We start from the raw sequence: 18,313 nt of genomic DNA, 5'->3' as shown, positions 1-18,313 counted from the left end.
TTCATTCCTTTTCCGTGCGGGGCGGTGCGCCCACGGGTTCGGCCTCGACAGATTCGGGATCCACGGGGGTGCGGGGCGCGGACGGTTCGGACGTGGACTCGGGCGGAGGCTCCGCCACCGACGATCGGTCGGATGCGGCTGCGCCGGCGCGGCGACGGGCGACGGCACCCCCAGCCCGGCTCGCCAGACCGGCCAGCCCGGTCGGAGCCACGAACATCACCGCGATGATCAGCAGGCCGAACACCACACCGGGTGCCGCCTCGCTGAGGTCCTGGGCCACGCTCGGCACGTACATCACGAACGCCGCGCCGAGCAGCGGTCCGTACAGCGATGCAAGCCCTCCGACCACCAAGCCGGCCAGCAGCGTGATGGACAGGACGAAGCTGAACGAGTCCGGCGAGACGAAGCCGATCACCCAGGTGTACAGGCACCCGGCGACACCCGCGAACATCGCGCTCCATGCGAAGGCGAAAGTCTTGTGCAGCGACAGCCGCACGCCCATGACCTCGGCCGCGCTCTCGTTGTCCCGCACCGCGAGCAGCGCGCGCCCGACACGGGAGCGCAGCAGGTTGCGGGCCACGAGGAGCGCCACCGCCGAGACCGCGAGGACGACGAAGTACGACCACTGGTCCTCCGCCAGACCGCTCCAGGCCGGCGGCTGCGGCTTTTCCACCGTCAGGCCCATGGAGCCGCCCGTGACGGCCTCCAGCCGCTTGAGCAGCGGCGGCAGGAACACAGCCAAGGAGAGGGTCACCAGCGCCAGGTACAGCCCGCGCAGCCGCAGCGCGGGCACCCCGAAGCCGAGCCCCAGCAGGAAGCATGCCGCGGCCGCGACCGGCAGGGTGGCCAGGTGACCGGTGTCGAACCGGTCGAGCATGATCGCCGCAGTGTAGGCGCCGGCCGCGAAGAACGCGCCGTGGCCGAGCGAGATTTGTCCGCCGAAACCGACGAGCAGGTTCAGTCCGGCCAGCGCCACGGCGTATACCAGCACCATGGTCAACTGGAAGACCTGGAAGGGGGCGAAGTAGAAGGGCACCGCCATGGCGACGGCCGCCGCGAGCAGCGCGGCGAGCGCGAACCGCCCGTGCCGGGTGCGGTCGAGGACCGCGGTCATCGATCTCATGCCCGTTCCACCGCCGCCCGTCCGAACAGGCCCTGGGGGCGCACCAGCAGTACCGCAAGGATGATCACGAGGGGCACACCGACTTTCAGATCGGGACCGATGACGTCCACGTACGCGCCCGCCAGCGTCTCGGCCACTCCCACGAACAGGCCGCCGACAACCGCGCCCACCGGGCTGTCGAAGCCCCCGAGGGTGGCCGCGGCGAACGCGTAGATGAGGACCCCGCCCATCATGTTCGGCTCCAGGAACAGCACCGGAGCGACCAGCACGCCCGACACGGCACCGACCGTCGCGGCCAGCCCCCAGCCCAGCATCAGCACGCGGCTCACGCGGATGCCCGACAGCCGGGCGGACTCGGGGTTGCAGGCGACCGCCCGCATCACCAGGCCGATCGAGGTGTGCTGGAAAAGCAGATACAGCAGGCCCATCACAACGGCCACCACGCCGATGATCCCGACGGTGGACCAGTCCATGCGCACCCCTGCCAGGTCGATCCCGCCGTCGGGGAACGGCTGCGGGAAGGCTTTGACGGTGAACGACCAGATCAGACCGGCCGCCGCGTTGACGAAGATGAACAGGCCCACGGTGACGATGACCACCGTCAGTTCGGGGGCACCCTGCACAGGGCGGATGACGAGACGCTCCACCAGCATGCCGCCGACGAAGGACACCGCCAGCGTGACCGGCAGGGCCAGCCAGAACGGCATTCCGGACGCCATCAGTTGCCAGGCCACGTACGTGGAGAGCATCGCGAGCTCGCCCTGCGCGAAGTTGACGATCCCCGTGAACCGGTGGATCAGCACCAGGGCCAGTGCCAGGCTGGCGTACACCGCTCCGGAGCCGATCCCTTCCACCACTTGCTGGAGCAGATCTGTCAACGTGCTCACCCGCCCTGCCCGGAGCGGGCCGGAACTCCGAGATAGACCTCGGCGACCTGCCCGTCCTCACGGATCTGCGCGGCCGACCCCGACAGCACCAGGCGGCCGGCCTCCAGCACGTGGGCCTGATGCGCGATGTCCAGCGCAAGTTGAGCGTTCTGCTCGACGACGACCACGGTGGTGCGCTCCTCCTGGTTGACGGTGCGGACGATCTCGAACAGCTCACGCGTGACCAAGGGCGCGAGCCCCAGGGACGGCTCGTCCAGCAGCAGCAGCGCGGGCCGCAGCATCAGCGCCCTGCCGATGGCGAGCATCTGCTGCTCGCCGCCGCTGAGACTGCCCGCGGCCTGCCGGGACCGCTGGCGCAGCTTGGGGAAGTACTCGTAGATCCGTTCCAGGTCCGCCGCCACGGCCGCACGCTCGCCGCGGCCACGCCACCGGCCCCGCGTGCGCAGGTGCGCGCCGATACGCAGGTTTTCCTCGACGGTCAGCTCGTTGAAGGTGCCACGGCCCTCGGGCACGTGCGCCACACCGAGCCGGGCGGCCTGCTCCGGGGAACGGCCCAGCAACTCGGCACCGTTCAGGGTCACCGATCCGCGGCCGCGGATCATGCCGCACAGGGCTCTCAGGGTTGTGGTCTTGCCGGCGCCGTTGGGCCCGAGGACGGCGCACACCTCGCCCCGTGCAACGGAGAAATCCAGGCCGTGGAGCACTCGGGCCTGGCCGTATCCGGCACGCAGGCCGGAAACCTTCAGGAAGTCCCGCTCCGCGGTCTCCCCCGCCTCGGTGCCGTCGATGGGAGGCCCACTCACGCCGCCACCCCCAGGTACGCCTCGATGACGACCGGATCGCGCTGGATGTCCTCCGGCGGGCCCTCGGCGATCTTGCGCCCGAAATCGAGGCACACCACCTTGTCGCACAGTCCCATCACGAACCCCATGTGGTGCTCGACCACCACGAGCGTGACGTCGAAGTCCCGGCGCACCGACCGGACCAGATCCGCGAATTGTCCGACCTCGCCGTGGCTGAGGCCGTTGACGGGTTCGTCGAGCAGCAGCAGCCGGGGCCGAACCGCGAGGGCCCTGGCCAGTTCGACGCGTTTGAGCGTGCCGAACGGCAGCCCGGATGCGGGATGGTCGGCGAGGTCCTCCAGGCCCAGTCGCCGCAGCAGTTCGTCCGCCCGATCACGCAGTTCCGCCTCCTCCCGCCGGACGCGGGGCAGCCGGAGCGCCGCCGCGAGGTGTCCGGTACGCCCCCGGCTGTGGGCGCCGACCATGACGTTCTCCCGGACCGTCAACCGCGGGAACAGGCCCAGGTTCTGGAAGGTGCGGGCGATGCCGCACTCGGCCACGGCGTGCGGCGCCAGGGCGAGCAGGTCCACACCGTCGAACGACACCGTCCCCGCATCGGGGGTACAGCGCCTGGTGAGGCAGTTGAACAACGTGGTCTTGCCGGCTCCGTTCGGCCCGATGAGCCCCACGGCGGTGCCCGGCTCGACGGTGAACGCGACACCGTCCAGTGCCGTGATTCCGCCGAAACGCACGGTGATACCGTCGACCGTCAGCATGAGTGACGCCCCTTCCGACGTGCTGGGATGTGGGCGAGCGTCACAGTAGGTGGGGGCCTTCCCGGCGCACATTGGTTGCGAGCACCCAACTTCGGGTCCGCCGACCTGTGCGCGGCGCACAATGCCGCCGACATCTCCCCCACCGCACCTGTTGACGGGACACGAGGAGACGGCAACGATCTGCGCATGCCTCGCGGTCTCACCCTGGGCACCCCAGGTCTGTCCGAACCGCTGCTCCAAGAGCGGCGGCGGATCCTGCGCGCCGTCGAGGAGCGGGTCGAGGACGTGGTGGAGACCGCCGTTACCGTGATGCGTGCCGAGATCCCGTCGTACGCGCTCCAGAAAGAGCCGTTCTTCGACGACGTACGCGACCAGGTGCTCACGCACTACCGCATCAAGCTGGCAGCACTGGCCGACGACCGGGAAATCGCGCCGGAGGACCTGGCCTTCAGCCGGGCGGCGGCCATGCGCAGAGCACGAGCGGGGTTCGCCCTGGAAGACTGGATGAGCGCCTTCCGGGTCGGCCGGCAGGTCTTCTGGGACGCGATGGTGGCCAGCGTGGGCGCCTCGGAAGCGGCACACCAGGCCGCGCTGTCCCTCGTCACACCCATGATGCGGTACGTGGACTACGCCAGTACGCACGCGGCGCAGGCCTATGTGGAGTACCAACAGCACGTCGTCGCGGACGCGGACCGCGAACGCCGGGACCTGCTGGAGCAGCTCCTCGCGGGCGTGGCACCGACGCGTGGTCCGCTGCTGGCCGCAGCGCAGGCGTACGGCATCGGGCCGCATTCGCCGATGATGGTGGTGGTGGCGGTCTGCGACAGCGACATTTCCAGCGGGGACCTGGCCTCCGCGCAAAGCGGCTACGCCACGAGCGCGGCAATCAGCGTCGCCGGCGTCTGGGCCAGCAGGACACTCGTCGTCGTGCGCCAGGGCGAGGTGGTGGCCGTACCCGTGATGCGCGCCGGCATGGACGAAGAGGACATGTGCAGCCACTTCGAAGGCGTGCAGCAGCGGCTCGGCCGCAAGGGAACCGTGCTGTCCATGGGCATCAGCACGGTCGCCCGGGGCGCAGCCGAACTGCCGCGCGCCTACCAGGAGGCGAGGGCCGCCCTCGACCTGGTGCCGAATGGTGGCGGGGTGGCGGCGCTGCCGCGGCTGTCCCCCTTCGACTACCTGGCGCTGCGTGCCGACGACCTCGCCCGCCAGCTGGTCGATCCCCGGGTGCGTGCGCTACTGGACGAGGATCGCAGACGGGGTGGCACGCTGGCGGCCACCATACGGGCGTTCGCGGAGGCGGATCTGAACCTGCGACTGGCCGCCGACCGACTGCGGGTGCATCACAACACGGCGCACTACCGCTTGCGCCGCATCGAGGAACGCACCGGATGCAATCCACGCCGGATCGCAGACCTCCTGGAACTGCTGGTCGCCCTCGCCATCCGCGACGAGGCCGGGGAAGGTGGGGATTGCCGATGAGCGGCTTCGTGGAGCCTGCTGGTACCGACGTGGCGGCACGTCATCGGCCCGACGAGCACGGGACATCCCGCTTGCCGGAAGAACCCAGCAAGCCGGAGCTCCCCCTCCGACGCGCGCTCCTGGACGCGGCGTTGAAGGTCTTCACCGAGCGCGGCTACGCCGATGCCGGCCTCGCCGAGATAGCGGCACACTCCGGCATCCCCGTGGGCAGCCTCTTCCAGCACTACGGAGGCAAGCGCGGGCTGTATCTGGCGCTGTGGGAGGAGTTCCGGGAGGAGCAAGAACGCCGGACCGCGACAGCGCTGGCCGCGGCGCGCAGCCACGGGGTGGACGACCCCGTCGCCGTCTTCACCGCGGGCGCACGGGCCTACCTGGACGGTATCTGGAACAACCGGCCACTCGGCAGGCTCCTCGCCGAGGACGACGGCCCGGCGGGCTTCGACGCGCTGCGCCGCCAATGGGACCGGGCATGGGTACGGCGCAACGCCAGACTGCTACAGGTCGACGAGCGGCACCGCGCAGGCCGGGTCAGGGTGATCGTGCTGACCACGGTCATCGGAGGGGCGGCGCGCGAGCTGGGCGACTGCGCGGACGAGACAGAGGCCCGGGAGATCGTGGACGAGGTGTGCGGCATCCTCACCCACCTGTCGACTCGGCCCGGCTGAACCGCGACGCGGACGGTGAGCACCACCTGCACGCCACTCTGGTGACATCGAGCGCCGCACGACCACCCGTGCCCTGGAACTGGGCCGTGGTCGGCACGTCCAGCAGTTGCCCGCTGCCGACGGAGTCGTGTGCGGATGCAGCAAGGACGGCCAGGACCTGGCCGAGGGGAGGCGACGCCTGCTCAACAGGCCTTCGCTTTACGTGACTTGTGCGTGACCTTTGCTTGGCGGAGTCCACCGTTCGTCTGCCCTTCACGCAGGGCGTGCTTGGGACTTCTAGGGTTGCCGCGCCGCTCCCCACACGACCGTCACCTCTGTCCGGAGGACCGTCATGACCGCCGTCAAGGCTCCCAAGCGCACCAGTCGCCCGCTCGCCGCACTCGCCGGGGCTGTCGCCCTCACCGCCACGTCGATCGGTCTGTGGGCCGCCACGACCTCCCCCGCTCAGGCCGCCGCTCTCCCGGCCCCCGACCACGTGGTGGTCGTGGTGATGGAAAACCACGCCTACTCGCAGGTCATCGGCAGCTCCAGCGCCCCGTACATCAACAACACCCTCAAGGCGGGTGGCGCCAACCTCACCCAGTCCTACGGCCTCACCCACCCCAGCGAGCCGAACTACTACATGCTCTTCTCGGGCTCCAACCAGGGCCGCACCGACGACAGTTGCGTCCCGGTGGGTTCCATCTCCGCGCCCAACCTCGCCTCCGAGCTGATCGCCGCCGGGAAGACCTGGAAGAGCTACAACGAGTCGCTGCCCAGCCAGGGTTCGACGGTGTGCAGCAGCGGCAAGTACGCGCAGAAGCACAACCCGTGGTTCGGCTTCTCCAACGTGCCCACCAACACCGCCATGACCATGGCACAGTTCCCGACCGACTACACGACACTGCCGAAGGTCTCCTTCGTGGTGCCGAACCTGTGCAGTGACATGCACGACTGCTCGGTCTCCACGGGCGACACCTGGATCAAGAACAACCTGGGTGCCTACGCGACTTGGGCCCAGAGCCACAACAGCATCCTCGCCGTCACCTTCGACGAGGACAACAAGCTGTCCGGCAACCGCATCCCCACCGTCCTCTACGGACAGCACGTCGCGCCCGGAAGCTCCAGCTCCACGGCCTACAACCACTACAACGTGCTGCGCACCGTCGAGGACCTGGCCGGTCTGACCACGCACGCGGGCAACGCCGCCACGGCATCCGACATCACCGGCATCTGGAACTGACGCCCGTGTAGCTCGCGGACTCCCGCAGCACCAAGCCCGTCGTCGCCCCGGACACCCGTCCGGGGCGACGGCCGGCCGCCGTGCCCAGCACCGTGCTGGCCCTGGGTGCGGTCAGCCTGATCACGGACATCTCCTCGGAGATGATCACGGCCGTCCTGCCGCTCTATGTGGTGGCGGGCCTCGGCCTGTCCCCCTCGGGCACGGCCTCCTCGACGGCATCAACAATGGCGTCGGGACCTTGGTCCGGCTGGCCGGCGGCCACCTCGCCGACCGGGGAGGCCGCCGCCACAAGATCGTGGCAGGCGTCGGCTACGGCCTGTCGGCGCTGTGCAAGCCGCTGCTGCTGCTCGCTCACACCCTCCCCGTGATCAGCGCCGTGCTCGCGGCCGACCGCACCGGCAAAGGACCGCGCACCGCTCCCCGGGACGCGATGATCTCCCTGACGACTGAACCCGAGCGCCGGGGAAGGGCGTTCGGCGTGCACCACGCCATGGACACCACCGGCGCGCTGCTCGGCCCGCTCGTCGCCTTCGCCGTGCTACGGGCCACTGTCGACGGCTACGACGCGGTCTTCGCGGTCAGCGGCTGTGTCGCCGTGCTCGGGGTCTTGGTGCTGGTGCTCTTCGTGCCCCGCCACATCACCGCCGCCGGTCCCGCAGAGCCGTCCGAGCGAGAGCGGCCGACGCTGCGCGATACCCTCGGGCTGCTGCGCCGCCCGCAGCTGCGCCGACTCACCGTGTGCGCGGCCCTGCTCGGCCTGACCACCGTCAGCGACTCCTTCCTCCATCTGCTGCTCCAGCGCGAAGAGTCCCTGCCTGCCCACCTGTTCCCGTTGCTACCGCTGGGCACCGCCGCTGTCTTCCTGACGCTCGCCTTCCCGCTCGGCGCACTCGCCGACCGCATCAGCCGCCGAGGTTGGACACCGGGGCCTAGGCGAGTGTCGAGGCGACGTTGAGCAGAGCGTCACCAGACCGGTCCTGCGCGAGGAAGACGTGGGCGAGGGTGACGAGCGCGTGGACTCGCTGTCGGGCGAGCAGGCCGGCGGTCGCCAACCAGTCCCTGCCCACAGCCCTACTCGCTGCGCAGAAAGGCCGGCCTCTGGCTGCCGCGGTTCAGCCCGTTGCGGCCGAGCGCTCGTCGTCGCCCGGGCGTGACTGTCGGGCATGTTCTGTACGTGCTGCTTCCAGCAGGGTGCGCCAGGAGGTCACCGTCGGCCGGCGCCGCAGAAGGGCCCGCCGCTCCCGCTCGGTCATGCCGCCCCACACACCGTGCTCGATCCGATTGTCGAGGGCATGAGCAAGGCACTCGGTCCGCACCACACACCCGGTGCAGACTGCTTTCGCCCTGCTCTGCGCAGCGCCCTCGACGAACAGCTCCTCCGGATCAGCCGCGCGGCAGGCCGCGTGCTCGCCCCACTCCCCATCCGTGCCCACCCCTATGCCGTCCTCTCCCCGAACCGGCCCGACCCGCTCCCCCACGCGCGGGACACGCATTCGAGACCGTACGACAACCACCCCCGCACAGGGAACCTCGTCATCTCGGCAACCATCCCCTCGGTGGACAGCCCCAGGGCCGGGGACGACGAAGGGGGATGCTCACGCAGTGGGGGTGTTCAGCACGTACTCGCGCGAGGCGTAGACCTCGCGGCGCAGGGCGGACAGGTCGACGTCGAGGACGTGGCCGTTCCATTTGCGGGGCTCGCCGTTGATGAGCACGGCGCTGATGTTGCGGGCATCGGAGCCCAGCACGACGGTGCCGATCGGGTCGTTGAGGGGCATGTTGTTGAGGTCCTCGGCCTGGATGACCAGCAGGTCGGCCTTCTTGCCCGGGGTGAGTGAGCCGGTGACGGCGGCCAGGCCGTTGGTGCGGGAGCCCTGGAGGGTGGCGAAGTCCAGGACATCGCGGGTGGTGATGCGGTGGGGCTGCTGGCCGGTGCCGTAGGCTGCGTTAACGGCGCGCATTCGCTGAATGGCGTGCAGGGCCCGCATCTGCGTGAACATGTCGCTGGCCAGGGCGACTTCGACATCGATACTCAGTCCGGGGCGGATGCCGACGGACAGTGCCTCGTCGACGGCGGGGATCGCGCTCTCCAGGCCGATCTGTGCGTCGGACGTGGGGGCGAGCGCCACGGTGGTGCCGGTCTCCCCCATCGCCTTCCACGCCTCCGGGGTCAGTCCGGTGGCGTGGATGAGGGTGACGTCGGGGTTGAGGACGCCGTCCTTCGCCCAGCGCAGGACCGCCTCGGAGGAGGACGCGCCGAAGACGGCGTCCACACTCACTCCGATACCCAAGTCCTTTGCGACGCGAGCGAGTTCAGGACCATATGCCAGCGCCATTCCGGCGATCTCGTCGGTGGCGAGCGTCGCCAGACGCAGGGTCAGCAGCTGGTCGTCGCTGCTGAAGTACTGCTCCTTGATGCGCGTCAGGTCGCCGGGCCACTGCCGGTCCCAGTCGCCGAAGTGCGGGCCCATGGAAGCGTGCACGCCGCGGATGCCGGTGTCGCGAAGGGCCTCGATGGCGGCGTCGGAGTGCTCTCGGGTGCGGGAGTTGTGGGAGAAGTCGAGCATGGTCGTAATACCACTGTCGATCGCGGTGAGGGCGGCCAGTCTCGTACCGATGTGCATGTCCGCGGGCCGGTAGACCGTGGCGTAGCCGGCCAGGGTGGACATGACGTAGCCGCTGAGGTCGTCGACGTCCGGCATGATCCGGCGCAGCTGAGCCTCCCAGGCGTGCCGGTGGGTGTCGACGAAGCCGGGGCTGAGAATGGTGTCGGTGGCGTCGACGACCACGGCGTCACGGGCGCTGAGGCCGGGGCCGACGGCGGTGATGGTGTCGCCCTCGACGAGGAGGTCGCCGCGGTCGATCACGCCGAGGCCGGGGTCCATGGTGACGATGGTCGCGCCGGTGAACAGGATGCGCCGTTCATCTGCGGGGCGGCGGCGGAGCTGTTCGAGAACGGCGGCGCTGGTGGTGTCGTTGACGTTCATGCGGGGGCTTCTTTCCGTACGTCGGAGAGGAGTGTCGGTACTGCTCGGCTTTAAGCCTTGGTCGCCCCGGCTACGGCAACCAGGCCGCCGTTTCCCCAGGTGTCGCGCACCGAGGATCGGGACGTGTACGGGCGCGGGGCGCGGTCTTGGAGCCGGTCGTCTGTCGGCTGCACGCGCGTGGAGGGGGCCGGGTAGCTGTTATTGCGACGTGGCATCTGCCGAGCGGCGGGTCAGCCCACCTTCATGACGTAACCCGCGTGTTGCAGATCGTGGCCCTTGAACTCCCCGTAGGCCCAGAAGCCGAGATCGTGGCTGGATCCTGCTCCTCCGGGCTCACCGCAGCGGTCACCGGCTGGGCCTTCAGCAGGTCAGCCACCGTGGACTCCAATGCCGCGCAGATCTTGTCCGGGTCGTCCAGCCGCGCTGTCACCGGCGTGCCGCACCACAACGCCGCGACGTTACTCAGCGACGACGTGAACCCACCGTCGCGACGGCAGTCGGTGGCGCGGGCGGGGCAGCTGCTGGCCTGGACCGTATGCGCGGCACCGGACCAGACCGGCGCAGTACCGGATGACGACGACGGAGCAGATGCACCTGACGATCGCACCTGGGGTGCGGATCGGGCAGACCCGGCGGCGTCTGGCCAAGCTGAGTGATGAGGGCCTGGTCGACCGCGTCACCCTGCCGCAGGCCGGACGCACGCGGGTGTGGTTCGCCACGCAGTACGGCGTGGACGTCGCCTCCGAGGGGCCCGAGCTGCGGGAGCGGCGGCCGCCGAAGCTGATCACCGACCGCACCGCCGCCAGACGATGGGCGGGGCATGCCCTGCCGGACCGCTGAGGCGCAACAAGCGATCGCGGGACCGTCAAGTTCCGAAAACGAGGGGCATGACCTGAGGTACCGGCGTGAGGCGTAATTGACCCACGGGTTAACCAGAGCGGTAACCCACGAAGCACCGATATGGAGAGGTGACCATCATGGCGAAGATAGGGACTGACCGAATCGTTGAGAGCGCTAACCCGCGCTCCGACGGCACCTGGGAATTCCTCATCACGTACACGGTTCACTTTGAGCCGTTCGAGATCGGCCGGTTCTTCAATGACTCCGTGAAAATCTGGGAAGAGGATACCTCTGACGACGACCAGATCACGGCGTACGCACCCGTGGAGACATTCGTTCCCGGCCGCTCCGCTCATACTCAGCCCCAGCCACCTTGTTTGAACGGCCGAGTGCTTGCACCAGCAGCCTGTAGGGCTTCGCCGCGACCTGCCTGCTCGGCTGCAGGTAGTACCCCTCCCCGATTCGCAGCGGGGCCACCGTCTCCAGCGGCACGACGCCCTGGATCTCGATCGCCTTCGCCGTCGGCAGCGGCAGGTTCCGCAGTTCCTCGTCGGTGATCGGGATGACCTGGGTGCGGGTCAGCTCGTAGTCCTTGCCGATCTCGTCCTGGGTGACCTCGCGGTCCTCCAGCTCGCAGACCTTGCGCACCCGAACCCGGCCCATGTCCTCCAGGTGGTACTGGTGGAAGTGGATGCTGTGGTCCTCCGTCGCGCTGACCACGTTGATCGGCACCGTGACCAGACCGGTCGTCACCGAGCCGCGCACCCAGCGTGCGGGACGGCGCAGGCAGTTCCTTGGAATGCAGCGACGGAGAATGCGTGACTATGCTGGATCCAGCCCCATCGGGGGCTTGAATCAGGGCGCTGGCTCCACTGGCCGCCCCACACCCTGAGCGCACCGCGATGCTCGTCAGCCGCCTGCGCTCGTCACCATGCGCTTGCCGGACTTTCCAGGGAGTATTCCCATGGCTGCTCAGACCGCCTCCATCGTTCTTGAGCCCGAGGCACAGGAACTCGCCGACGCAACCTCGCAACATCCGTTCCTGTACGAGCTGAATCCGACCGCAGCGCGCAAGGTCCTCGACGACCTCCAGGCCGCACCGGTCGACAAGCTGCCGGTCGACGAGGAGTGGGTCACCGTACCTGCCACCGTGGGCGACGTACGGCTACGCATTGTCAAACCGCAGGGCGCCACCGGAACGCTGCCCGTCGTGTTGTACATGCACGGCGGCGGCTGGGTGCTGGGCAACGCCGGCACCCACGACCGCCTGGTGCGCGAATTGGCGGTTGGCGCACATGCGGCGGTGGCCTTCGTGGAGTACACGCCGTCGCCCGAGGCCCACTACCCCGTGGCCATCGAGCAGGGCTACGCCGCAGCGCAGTGGATCATCCGCGAGGGAGCGTCCAAGGGGCTGGACGCACAACGCATGGCAGTGGCCGGGGAATCGGTCGGCGGAAACATGACCGCCGCACTCGCCCTCATGGCCAAGGAACGCGGTGACGTCAAGTTCGTACAGCAGTCCATGTACTACCCGGTCACGGACGCAGCCATGAACACCGGTTCCTACGACCAGTTCGCCACCGGCTACTACCTGAGCCGCAAGCTGATGGAGTGGTTCTGGGACGCCTACACGACCGACCCGAACCAGCGCGCTGAGATCACCGCGTCTCCCAACAACGCCACCATCGAGCAGCTCTCCGGCCTGCCACCCGCCCTGCTGATCGTCGACGAGGCCGACGTGCTGCGTGACGAGGGTGAGGCGTACGCCGCCAAGCTCCGAGCAGCCGGCGTTCCAGTAACCACAGTGCGCTACGACGGCACGGTCCACGACTTCATGCTGCTCAACTCGCTAAGTCAGTCCAAAGCCGCCCGTGGAGCCATCGACCAGGCCACCCTGTTCCTGCGCAACGCCCTCGGAACCGGCCGAGCATAGATTATTCTGCGGCCACGGAGGCTTCAAAGTCACTGACAGCGCCCTACGTGGCGAGGTGGGCTCGGCTGTGCTCGCTTCGGTGCCGCATCTCGATATCTGTGGGAACGGCGCGCAGGTGCTCGGACAGCTGCGCGCCGAGGGGACCCTCCAGGATGCACGGTGACGGACAAGGTCTGTACGGCGACCAGGTCCGCGGCCGTGACCGCGTCAGCCGCGCCCGAAGTAGTGGCGGAGGTCCGTCACGGACCGACGGTCCGCGACCAGTACCTGCAGCCGCTCAGCGAGCGGCTGCAGAAGGCCGGGCATTCAAGAGGCCGGTCAATTCAGAAGGTTGACGCGAGCCAGTAGCAATCGTCATGCCGTCTCCGTCTCACCCGGCGCCAATCCGGAAAGCGCCGTCGGCACGGTGCCTGCCAACGCTGGGACCTTACCTGTGCTGGCCGGCGCGGTCGCCGGAGGCGCGGTACCTTCCCGGCGTCCGGTCAGCGGGTGGCGAGGAACTCAAGCGTGTCGATCATGCGGTTGGAGAAGCCCCACTCGTTGTCGTACCAGGCGACCACCTTGACGTGGCGGCCGTCGACGCGGGTGAGGGCCGAGTCGAAGATGGAAGAGGCCGGATTGCCTGTGATGTCGGACGACACGAGCGGGTCGTCCGAGTACTCAAGGATGCCGGCGAGCGGCCCCTCCGCCGCGGCGCGGTACGCCGCCAGCACGTCGTCACGCGTCACGTCGCGGGCGACGGTCGTGTTGAGTTCGACGATCGAGCCCACCGGCACCGGTACGCGGATCGAGTCACCCGACAGCTTGCCGTCCAGGTTCGGCAGCACCAGGCCGATCGCCTTGGCGGCACCGGTCGTGGTCGGCACGATGTTGACGCCGGCGGCCCGGGCACGACGAGCGTCGCGGTGCGGACCGTCCTGCAGGTTCTGCTCCTGCGTGTAGGCGTGCACCGTCGTCATGAACCCATGCTCGATACCGGCGAGTTCGTCGAGGACCGCGGCCAGCGGCGCGAGCGCGTTGGTGGTGCAGGAGGCGTTCGAGACGATCGTGTGCACAGCCGGGTCGTAGGCGTCGGTGTTGACCCCGAACGCGAGCGTGACGTCGGCACCGTCCGACGGCGCGCTGACAAGTACCCGCTTCGCGCCCGCGTCGAGGTGGGCGCGGGCTGCCTTGGCCGAGGTGAAGCGGCCCGTGGCTTCCAGGACGATGTCGACGCCGAGTTCGGCCCACGGCAGCTGCGCCGGTTCGCGCTCGGCCAGCGCCGTGATCCGACGGCCATCAACGACGAGGGCGTCCCCGTCGACGGTCACCGGGCGCCCGAGCCGACCGGCCGTACTGTCGTAGGCGAGCAGCCGGGCGAGAGTGGCGGGCTCCGTCAGGTCGTTGACGGCCACGATCTCAAGGTCGCTGTCGCGTTCGAGCAGAGCGCGCAGCACATTGCGTCCGATGCGGCCGAATCCGTTGATGGCGATGCGAGTCATGAGTGATGTCCCTTCTCTTCGCCACAAGGCTCGCCCGCGGCCAGCGCCGCTGACAGTGGCGGGATCGCCACGGTTCAAAAGGATCCCGCCACGCGGTGCCGGGCGGGTTACTCGCCCAGGGTGAAGGTGCGCCGGTACTCGCTCGGGGTGGTGCCGAGGATGCGCTGGAAGTGCAGCCGCAGATTCGCGCCGGTGCCGAGACCGACATCGGCGGCGATCTGTTCGACGCTCCGCTGCGACCGCTCCAGCAGTTCACGGGCCACGTCGATGCGGGCGCGCATCACCCACTGCATCGGCGTGTAGCCGGTCTCCTCGACGAAGCGCCGGGAGAACGTGCGCGGCGAGACCCCCGCCTGCCGCGCCAGTATGTCGAGGGTGAGCGGCTCGCCGAGCCGGTGCAGCGCCCACTCGCGGGTGGCGGCAAACCGCTCGCCCCGAGGCTCGGGGACGCTGCGTGGCACGTACTGGGCCTGGCCGCCACTGCGGTAGGGGGCCGCAACCAGACGCCGGGCCGCGTGGTTGGACGCGGCCACTCCGAGGTCGCCGCGCAGGATGTGCAGGCACAGGTCGATACCGGAGGCGGCACCGGCCGAGGTCAGCACGCTCCCCTCATCGACGAACAGCACGTTCTCGTCGACCTGGACGAGCGGATGCTTGGCCACGAGTGCCCGCGTGTAGTGCCAGTGCGTCGTGGCGCGCCTGCCGTCGAGCAGGCCCGTGGCGGCGAGTGCGAAGGCGCCCGTCGAGATGGCGGCGAGACGCGCGCCCCGGTCGTGGGCGGCGATCAGTGCGTCGACGACGGCCTGCGGCGGGTCGTCGCGGTCCGGGAACCGGTAGCCGGGGACGAAGACGATGTCGGCCCACGCAAGGGCGTCGAGGCCGTGGGCGACGTAGTACGCGAGGCCATCGCCGCCGGTCACGAAACCGGGTGTCGCGCCGCACACCCGCACCTCGTACGGCATGCTCGCGCGGGTCGTGAAAACCTGCGCGGGAATTCCGACGTCGAGCGGCTTCGCGCCATCGAGCACAAGGACGGCGACGCGATGCAGGCGGGAGACTGGCACAGGAAAAGGCTACGTGGGGCGTGACGACAAGACGAAGCGCCCGCAAAGGGTTCGCCACTTCCATGTACGGAACTCCGGTGACGCTCCCGTCTACGACGTGACGTTACGGACGAGCAAGGAGAAAGAGAGGTCCATCCGGCAGCTGCCCGCCGATGGAAAGGCCACATTCGATCTTCCCCAGGCAGACCCTCGCCCGGATCGACGACTGAAGCCTCTGCTCGCGTCAACGTATTGCTCGTATCGGCGGAGACACATCTAGTCTCTGAGACTGCCATAGCCGAACCCACGGTGATCGAGTTTCGTGACGCCCTGGGAAGGCGGTGGAGACGCACCTCGCAAGTCAGCGATCGCCGCCCTTGTCTTGTCCGCGGCGCTCTATTCCTCGTGGTAGTCACCGGTGAGTGTGCGCCAGTCCCGCACCAGTCGTTCGGCAACCTCCGCGACATCATCCGAGCGCGCGAAGATCCGACGCAGTGGGGTGAGCCGCCGGTGCGGCCCTTGGATGCGGAGGTTGGCGCCGAGCGGCGCGTAGGCCCAGCCGGTCTCGTCGGTCCAGGTCAGCCGGAGGCCGCCAACGCCGTGGGGCCGTCTGGCAGCCGGTCCGGGCAGCGCACATGCATCACCAACGGCCGCCCGACCTACGTCGCCTCCTCGTTCACCAAGGTCCACCTCCCACCTCTCACGACATCGAACATAAAATCGAATACGCGAGTGCGTGAACAGCCGACCATGTGTGACGGAGCTGTTGTTGTGACCGAGCGTCCTATCTGGCAAATGAGCGGGCGACCTATCACTTCTGAGCGTCCCGGTTGTCACTCCCGGCGGACATTCATGGTCTGAATGCGGCACTTTCAGCGCACGGGCCGCGAGCGGCCCGCGCCGTGGCGCTCCAGGTCAACGGCCACGGCTACGGCCGGACCCACTTCACCCTCCAGGCGGAGCAGACGACTTGCTGAGCTCCGCTCGCCCCCGGGGACGTCAGCGGTGCGCGTCGCCGGGCGCGAGGAGGCTGACCAGCTCCGAAATCGCCCGGGGCCCGCTTGAAGTAGCGGCGGATGTTCTCCGACTCCTTGCGCCGGGACTCGGCCATCAGCATCAGCAGCGACACCTTGGCCGGTCTGGCTGTCTAGGCCGCGTCATCCGGTGTGATCGTCTCGGCGAAGCCAAGGGCGAACGCCTTGAGCGCCCGGTTGAGCCGCGGGGCGAAGTCGAGCGCGACGTGACCCCATTCCGGCTCCTGTTCGTACAGTGCGGCGAGGGTGGGAGTCGGATGGGCCACCTGCCAAAAGCCGGAGGCCAGCGTGATCGCCACGGCCAGCAGATTGCTGATCTGTTCGAGCGTCATGCTGCTCGCGCGATCCAGCGCGGTGGCGATCTCATCGTGCGCGGCAAAAGCGTTGGTCTTGTACCGGCGGGCCCGTTCGATGTCGACGTCGCCTTCGAGGTTCAACGACACGTGGGTCAACAGGTCACAGAAGACCGGCAGTGCGACCAAGGTCTCGCTGACGACCGCAGCGGTCTGTGCGGGCCCGAGCCCAGTGCGACCGGCGACCTCGCCCTTGATCGCGTCCCGCCACTGTCCCCATCCTCGTTCGGCCAGTTCGAGGAGCAGCTCCTCCTTGCTGGCGAAGTAACGCCGTACGCCGGTGCGGTGCAGGCCGGCCCGCTCGGTGACCGGCGCCAGCGTGACGTACCGGACGCCCCCGAGGTCGAGCGCGAGCGCTTCCGCCGCCTTCAGCAGATCTTCCGTGCGACGTGTCTTGTCTTCCGCCGACCGAGCCCTTTCGCGCATACCGAAAGCATAACGCACACCGAGATGCGCTAACTGCCGCACGGTGGTGCGGTCGAGATAACGCATCACGACGTGCGTTAAATGGGAAAGGGAACCACCATGAAGGCCGTACAAGCCACCCAGTTCGGCGCACCACGCGTACTCACCGTCACCGACCTGCCGGACCCCACCCCAGGGCCCGGTCAGATCGCGATCGACGTCACCCACGCCGCCGTCGGACTCATCGACGTCTGCATACGGCAGGGCCTGTTCAAGGACGCCCCGGGGCTGCCGCAGCCGCCATACGTTCCCGGTCTTGAGGTCGCCGGTACCGTGCGTGCACTCGGTGACGGCGTCACCGGCTTCACCGTCGGTGAGAAGGTGGTGTCGCTGTCCTCCTACGGGACCGGCGGATACGCGTCCGTGTACGTCAGCGACCAGGCACGGGTCGTGTCGACGCAGGACTACGACATCGATCCCGCCCTTGCGGTCGCCGTCGTCCCCAACGCGCTCATGGCCCACATCGCGCTGACCCGCGCCATCAGCATGTCCGCGGGGGAAAGCGTCCTCATCCACGGTGCGCTGGGCGGGCTGGCCGCCGCCTTCCCCGGCATCGCCCGACAGCTCGGCGCATCCCGGGTGGTCGGCTCGGTCCGTTCCGAGAGGGCGGGCGCGGCGGCCGCCAGCAGGCTGCCCTACGACGCCATCGTTGACTCCGCTCAACTGCCCGACGTGCTCGGCGGCGAGAAGTTCGACGTCATCGTCGACCCCGTCGGTGGGCTCGTCCGTACCCAGAGCCTGGACCTGCTCGCACCGTCAGGCCGTCTCCTGCTGGTCGGGAACGCCAGCGGCGACTGGGACCACGGCATCGACGGCAACCGCATCTGGCAGGGCAACATCACCGTCGCCGGGTTCAACGCCGGCGGGTACGTGCCGGCTCACCCCGAGGCCGTTCAGCCCGCCGCCGAGGCCGCGCTGAAGGCGGTCGCGGGCGGACAGGCCGACACCGAGATCGAAGTCCTCCCCTTGACTGACGCGGTGACCGCCCACGAACGGCTCGAGAACCACGCAACCGACGGCCGCATCGTCCTCACCCCATGAGCGCCAATCAATCCCACATGTTGTTGCGGCCGGCCCGGCGTCGTGCCAAGTGAAAGGCACGGCATCCCCAGCATGAGTCGGCGCAGTAGCGCTCCTGTGCTGCGCAGATCTCTTCACGCCGGGGTGGACCCACGGTCGAGGCGCGGGTTGCGCTGCTCGACACGAGCAGGCGGGCCAGCTTGTGTTCGGCGTCGCCGTC

The 18,313-nt window shown here is 68.9% G+C and carries 16 protein-coding genes and 2 pseudogenes; 7 read left to right on the top strand and 11 right to left on the bottom strand.

The window, feature by feature from the left end; translation table 11 throughout:
• Position 1: 1 nt before the first annotated feature.
• The 4 genes from IPZ69_RS18185 to IPZ69_RS18170 are packed head-to-tail and all read right to left on the bottom strand — an operon-like array spanning position 2 to position 3,568.
• Entirely contained in the window at positions 2-1,123 is a 1,122-nt protein-coding gene (locus tag IPZ69_RS18185; protein WP_235455185.1) for a branched-chain amino acid ABC transporter permease, read from the bottom strand.
• Complete coding sequence (locus IPZ69_RS18180; protein ID WP_235455184.1) at positions 1,120-2,010, bottom strand: branched-chain amino acid ABC transporter permease; 891 nt, start codon at positions 2,008-2,010, stop codon at positions 1,120-1,122. The genes IPZ69_RS18185 and IPZ69_RS18180 overlap by 4 nt, the downstream gene beginning before the upstream one ends.
• Positions 2,007-2,813: an ABC transporter ATP-binding protein gene (locus IPZ69_RS18175; RefSeq protein ID WP_235455183.1), complete on the bottom strand. Its 807-nt coding sequence runs from the start codon at positions 2,811-2,813 to the stop codon at positions 2,007-2,009. Before IPZ69_RS18175 ends, IPZ69_RS18180 begins: the two co-directional genes overlap by 4 nt.
• Positions 2,810-3,568 (bottom strand): ABC transporter ATP-binding protein, encoded by a 759-nt coding sequence (locus tag IPZ69_RS18170; protein WP_235455182.1) that lies wholly within the window; start codon positions 3,566-3,568, stop codon positions 2,810-2,812. The genes IPZ69_RS18175 and IPZ69_RS18170 overlap by 4 nt, the downstream gene beginning before the upstream one ends.
• Positions 3,569-3,754: 186 nt before the next feature.
• Here IPZ69_RS18170 and IPZ69_RS18165 point away from each other — a divergent pair, with 186 nt between their 5' ends.
• From IPZ69_RS18165 to IPZ69_RS18150, 4 genes and pseudogenes are all read left to right on the top strand, one after another.
• Positions 3,755-5,050 carry a PucR family transcriptional regulator gene (locus tag IPZ69_RS18165; protein ID WP_235455181.1) on the top strand — a complete coding sequence of 432 codons (1,296 nt, stop codon included), beginning with the start codon at positions 3,755-3,757 and terminating at the stop codon, positions 5,048-5,050.
• Positions 5,047-5,715, top strand: coding sequence for a TetR/AcrR family transcriptional regulator (locus IPZ69_RS18160; RefSeq protein ID WP_235455180.1), 669 nt, complete (start codon positions 5,047-5,049; stop codon positions 5,713-5,715). The genes IPZ69_RS18165 and IPZ69_RS18160 overlap by 4 nt, the downstream gene beginning before the upstream one ends.
• Before the next feature lie 331 nt (positions 5,716-6,046).
• Complete coding sequence (locus IPZ69_RS18155; protein WP_235455179.1) at positions 6,047-6,937, top strand: alkaline phosphatase family protein; 891 nt, start codon at positions 6,047-6,049, stop codon at positions 6,935-6,937.
• 92 nt (positions 6,938-7,029) lie between these two features.
• Positions 7,030-7,850 (top strand): annotated as a pseudogene (locus tag IPZ69_RS18150) (MFS transporter); the annotation flags it as partial.
• 199 nt (positions 7,851-8,049) lie between these two features.
• On the opposite strand, the gene IPZ69_RS18145 reads toward IPZ69_RS18150, so the two are convergent.
• The 3 genes and pseudogenes from IPZ69_RS18145 to IPZ69_RS18135 all read right to left on the bottom strand — a co-directional run.
• Positions 8,050-8,430: a WhiB family transcriptional regulator gene (locus IPZ69_RS18145; RefSeq protein ID WP_235455178.1), complete on the bottom strand. Its 381-nt coding sequence runs from the start codon at positions 8,428-8,430 to the stop codon at positions 8,050-8,052.
• 102 nt (positions 8,431-8,532) lie between these two features.
• A complete protein-coding gene (locus tag IPZ69_RS18140) occupies positions 8,533-9,924 on the bottom strand; it encodes an amidohydrolase family protein (protein WP_235455177.1) in 1,392 nt (463 codons plus the stop codon).
• A gap of 230 nt (positions 9,925-10,154) precedes the next feature.
• Positions 10,155-10,202, bottom strand: a pseudogene (locus IPZ69_RS18135) (hypothetical protein); the annotation flags it as partial.
• Positions 10,203-10,494: 292 nt separating this feature from the next.
• Here IPZ69_RS18135 and IPZ69_RS18125 point away from each other — a divergent pair.
• Complete coding sequence (locus IPZ69_RS18125) at positions 10,495-10,764, top strand: replication-relaxation family protein (protein ID WP_235455176.1); 270 nt, start codon at positions 10,495-10,497, stop codon at positions 10,762-10,764.
• 306 nt (positions 10,765-11,070) lie between these two features.
• Here the strand turns inward: IPZ69_RS18125 and IPZ69_RS18120 are convergent, their stop codons facing one another.
• Positions 11,071-11,517, bottom strand: a complete 447-nt coding sequence (locus tag IPZ69_RS18120; protein WP_235455175.1) for a Ku protein — start codon at positions 11,515-11,517, stop codon at positions 11,071-11,073.
• A 211-nt stretch (positions 11,518-11,728) separates the two neighbouring features.
• Between IPZ69_RS18120 and IPZ69_RS18115 the strand changes: the two genes are divergently transcribed.
• Entirely contained in the window at positions 11,729-12,697 is a 969-nt protein-coding gene (locus tag IPZ69_RS18115) for an alpha/beta hydrolase (RefSeq protein ID WP_235455174.1), read from the top strand.
• A 482-nt stretch (positions 12,698-13,179) separates the two neighbouring features.
• Here IPZ69_RS18115 and gap read toward each other — a convergent pair whose 3' ends face one another.
• The 3 genes from gap to IPZ69_RS18095 all read right to left on the bottom strand — a co-directional run bounded on the left by gap (position 13,180) and on the right by IPZ69_RS18095 (position 17,100).
• A complete protein-coding gene (gene gap, locus IPZ69_RS18110; protein ID WP_235455173.1) occupies positions 13,180-14,178 on the bottom strand; it encodes a type I glyceraldehyde-3-phosphate dehydrogenase in 999 nt (332 codons plus the stop codon).
• 107 nt (positions 14,179-14,285) lie between these two features.
• Entirely contained in the window at positions 14,286-15,242 is a 957-nt protein-coding gene (locus IPZ69_RS18105; protein WP_235455172.1) for a GlxA family transcriptional regulator, read from the bottom strand.
• Between the two features lie 1,126 nt (positions 15,243-16,368).
• Positions 16,369-17,100 (bottom strand): TetR family transcriptional regulator, encoded by a 732-nt coding sequence (locus tag IPZ69_RS18095; RefSeq protein WP_235455171.1) that lies wholly within the window; start codon positions 17,098-17,100, stop codon positions 16,369-16,371.
• A 33-nt stretch (positions 17,101-17,133) separates the two neighbouring features.
• Here IPZ69_RS18095 and IPZ69_RS18090 point away from each other — a divergent pair, with 33 nt between their 5' ends.
• Positions 17,134-18,114, top strand: coding sequence for a quinone oxidoreductase family protein (locus IPZ69_RS18090; RefSeq protein WP_235455170.1), 981 nt, complete (start codon positions 17,134-17,136; stop codon positions 18,112-18,114).
• Positions 18,115-18,313 lie beyond the last annotated feature (199 nt).

Origin of the sequence: Streptomyces olivochromogenes (genome assembly GCF_021538895.1) — a bacterium.
In the GTDB taxonomy this organism is placed as follows: domain Bacteria; phylum Actinomycetota; class Actinomycetes; order Streptomycetales; family Streptomycetaceae; genus Streptomyces; species Streptomyces olivochromogenes_A.
The sequence above is the reverse complement of the archived record's forward strand: the minus strand, read 5'-3'. Positions and strand labels throughout refer to the sequence as shown.

Excerpts from the sequence above, each read along its gene's own strand:
- IPZ69_RS18185 (WP_235455185.1), bottom strand. The coding sequence starts at position 1,123 with ATGAGATCGATGACCGCGGTCCTCGACCGCACCCGGCACGGGCGGTTC.
- IPZ69_RS18170 (WP_235455182.1), bottom strand. The coding sequence starts at position 3,568 with ATGCTGACGGTCGACGGTATCACCGTGCGTTTCGGCGGAATCACGGCA.
- IPZ69_RS18165 (WP_235455181.1), top strand. The coding sequence starts at position 3,755 with ATGCCTCGCGGTCTCACCCTGGGCACCCCAGGTCTGTCCGAACCGCTG.
- IPZ69_RS18160 (WP_235455180.1), top strand. The coding sequence starts at position 5,047 with ATGAGCGGCTTCGTGGAGCCTGCTGGTACCGACGTGGCGGCACGTCAT.
- IPZ69_RS18155 (WP_235455179.1), top strand. The coding sequence starts at position 6,047 with ATGACCGCCGTCAAGGCTCCCAAGCGCACCAGTCGCCCGCTCGCCGCA.
- IPZ69_RS18145 (WP_235455178.1), bottom strand. The coding sequence starts at position 8,430 with ATGCGTGTCCCGCGCGTGGGGGAGCGGGTCGGGCCGGTTCGGGGAGAG.
- IPZ69_RS18140 (WP_235455177.1), bottom strand. The coding sequence starts at position 9,924 with ATGAACGTCAACGACACCACCAGCGCCGCCGTTCTCGAACAGCTCCGC.
- IPZ69_RS18125 (WP_235455176.1), top strand. The coding sequence starts at position 10,495 with ATGACGACGACGGAGCAGATGCACCTGACGATCGCACCTGGGGTGCGG.
- IPZ69_RS18115 (WP_235455174.1), top strand. The coding sequence starts at position 11,729 with ATGGCTGCTCAGACCGCCTCCATCGTTCTTGAGCCCGAGGCACAGGAA.
- gap (WP_235455173.1), bottom strand. The coding sequence starts at position 14,178 with ATGACTCGCATCGCCATCAACGGATTCGGCCGCATCGGACGCAATGTG.
- IPZ69_RS18095 (WP_235455171.1), bottom strand. The coding sequence starts at position 17,100 with ATGCGTTATCTCGACCGCACCACCGTGCGGCAGTTAGCGCATCTCGGT.
- IPZ69_RS18090 (WP_235455170.1), top strand. The coding sequence starts at position 17,134 with ATGAAGGCCGTACAAGCCACCCAGTTCGGCGCACCACGCGTACTCACC.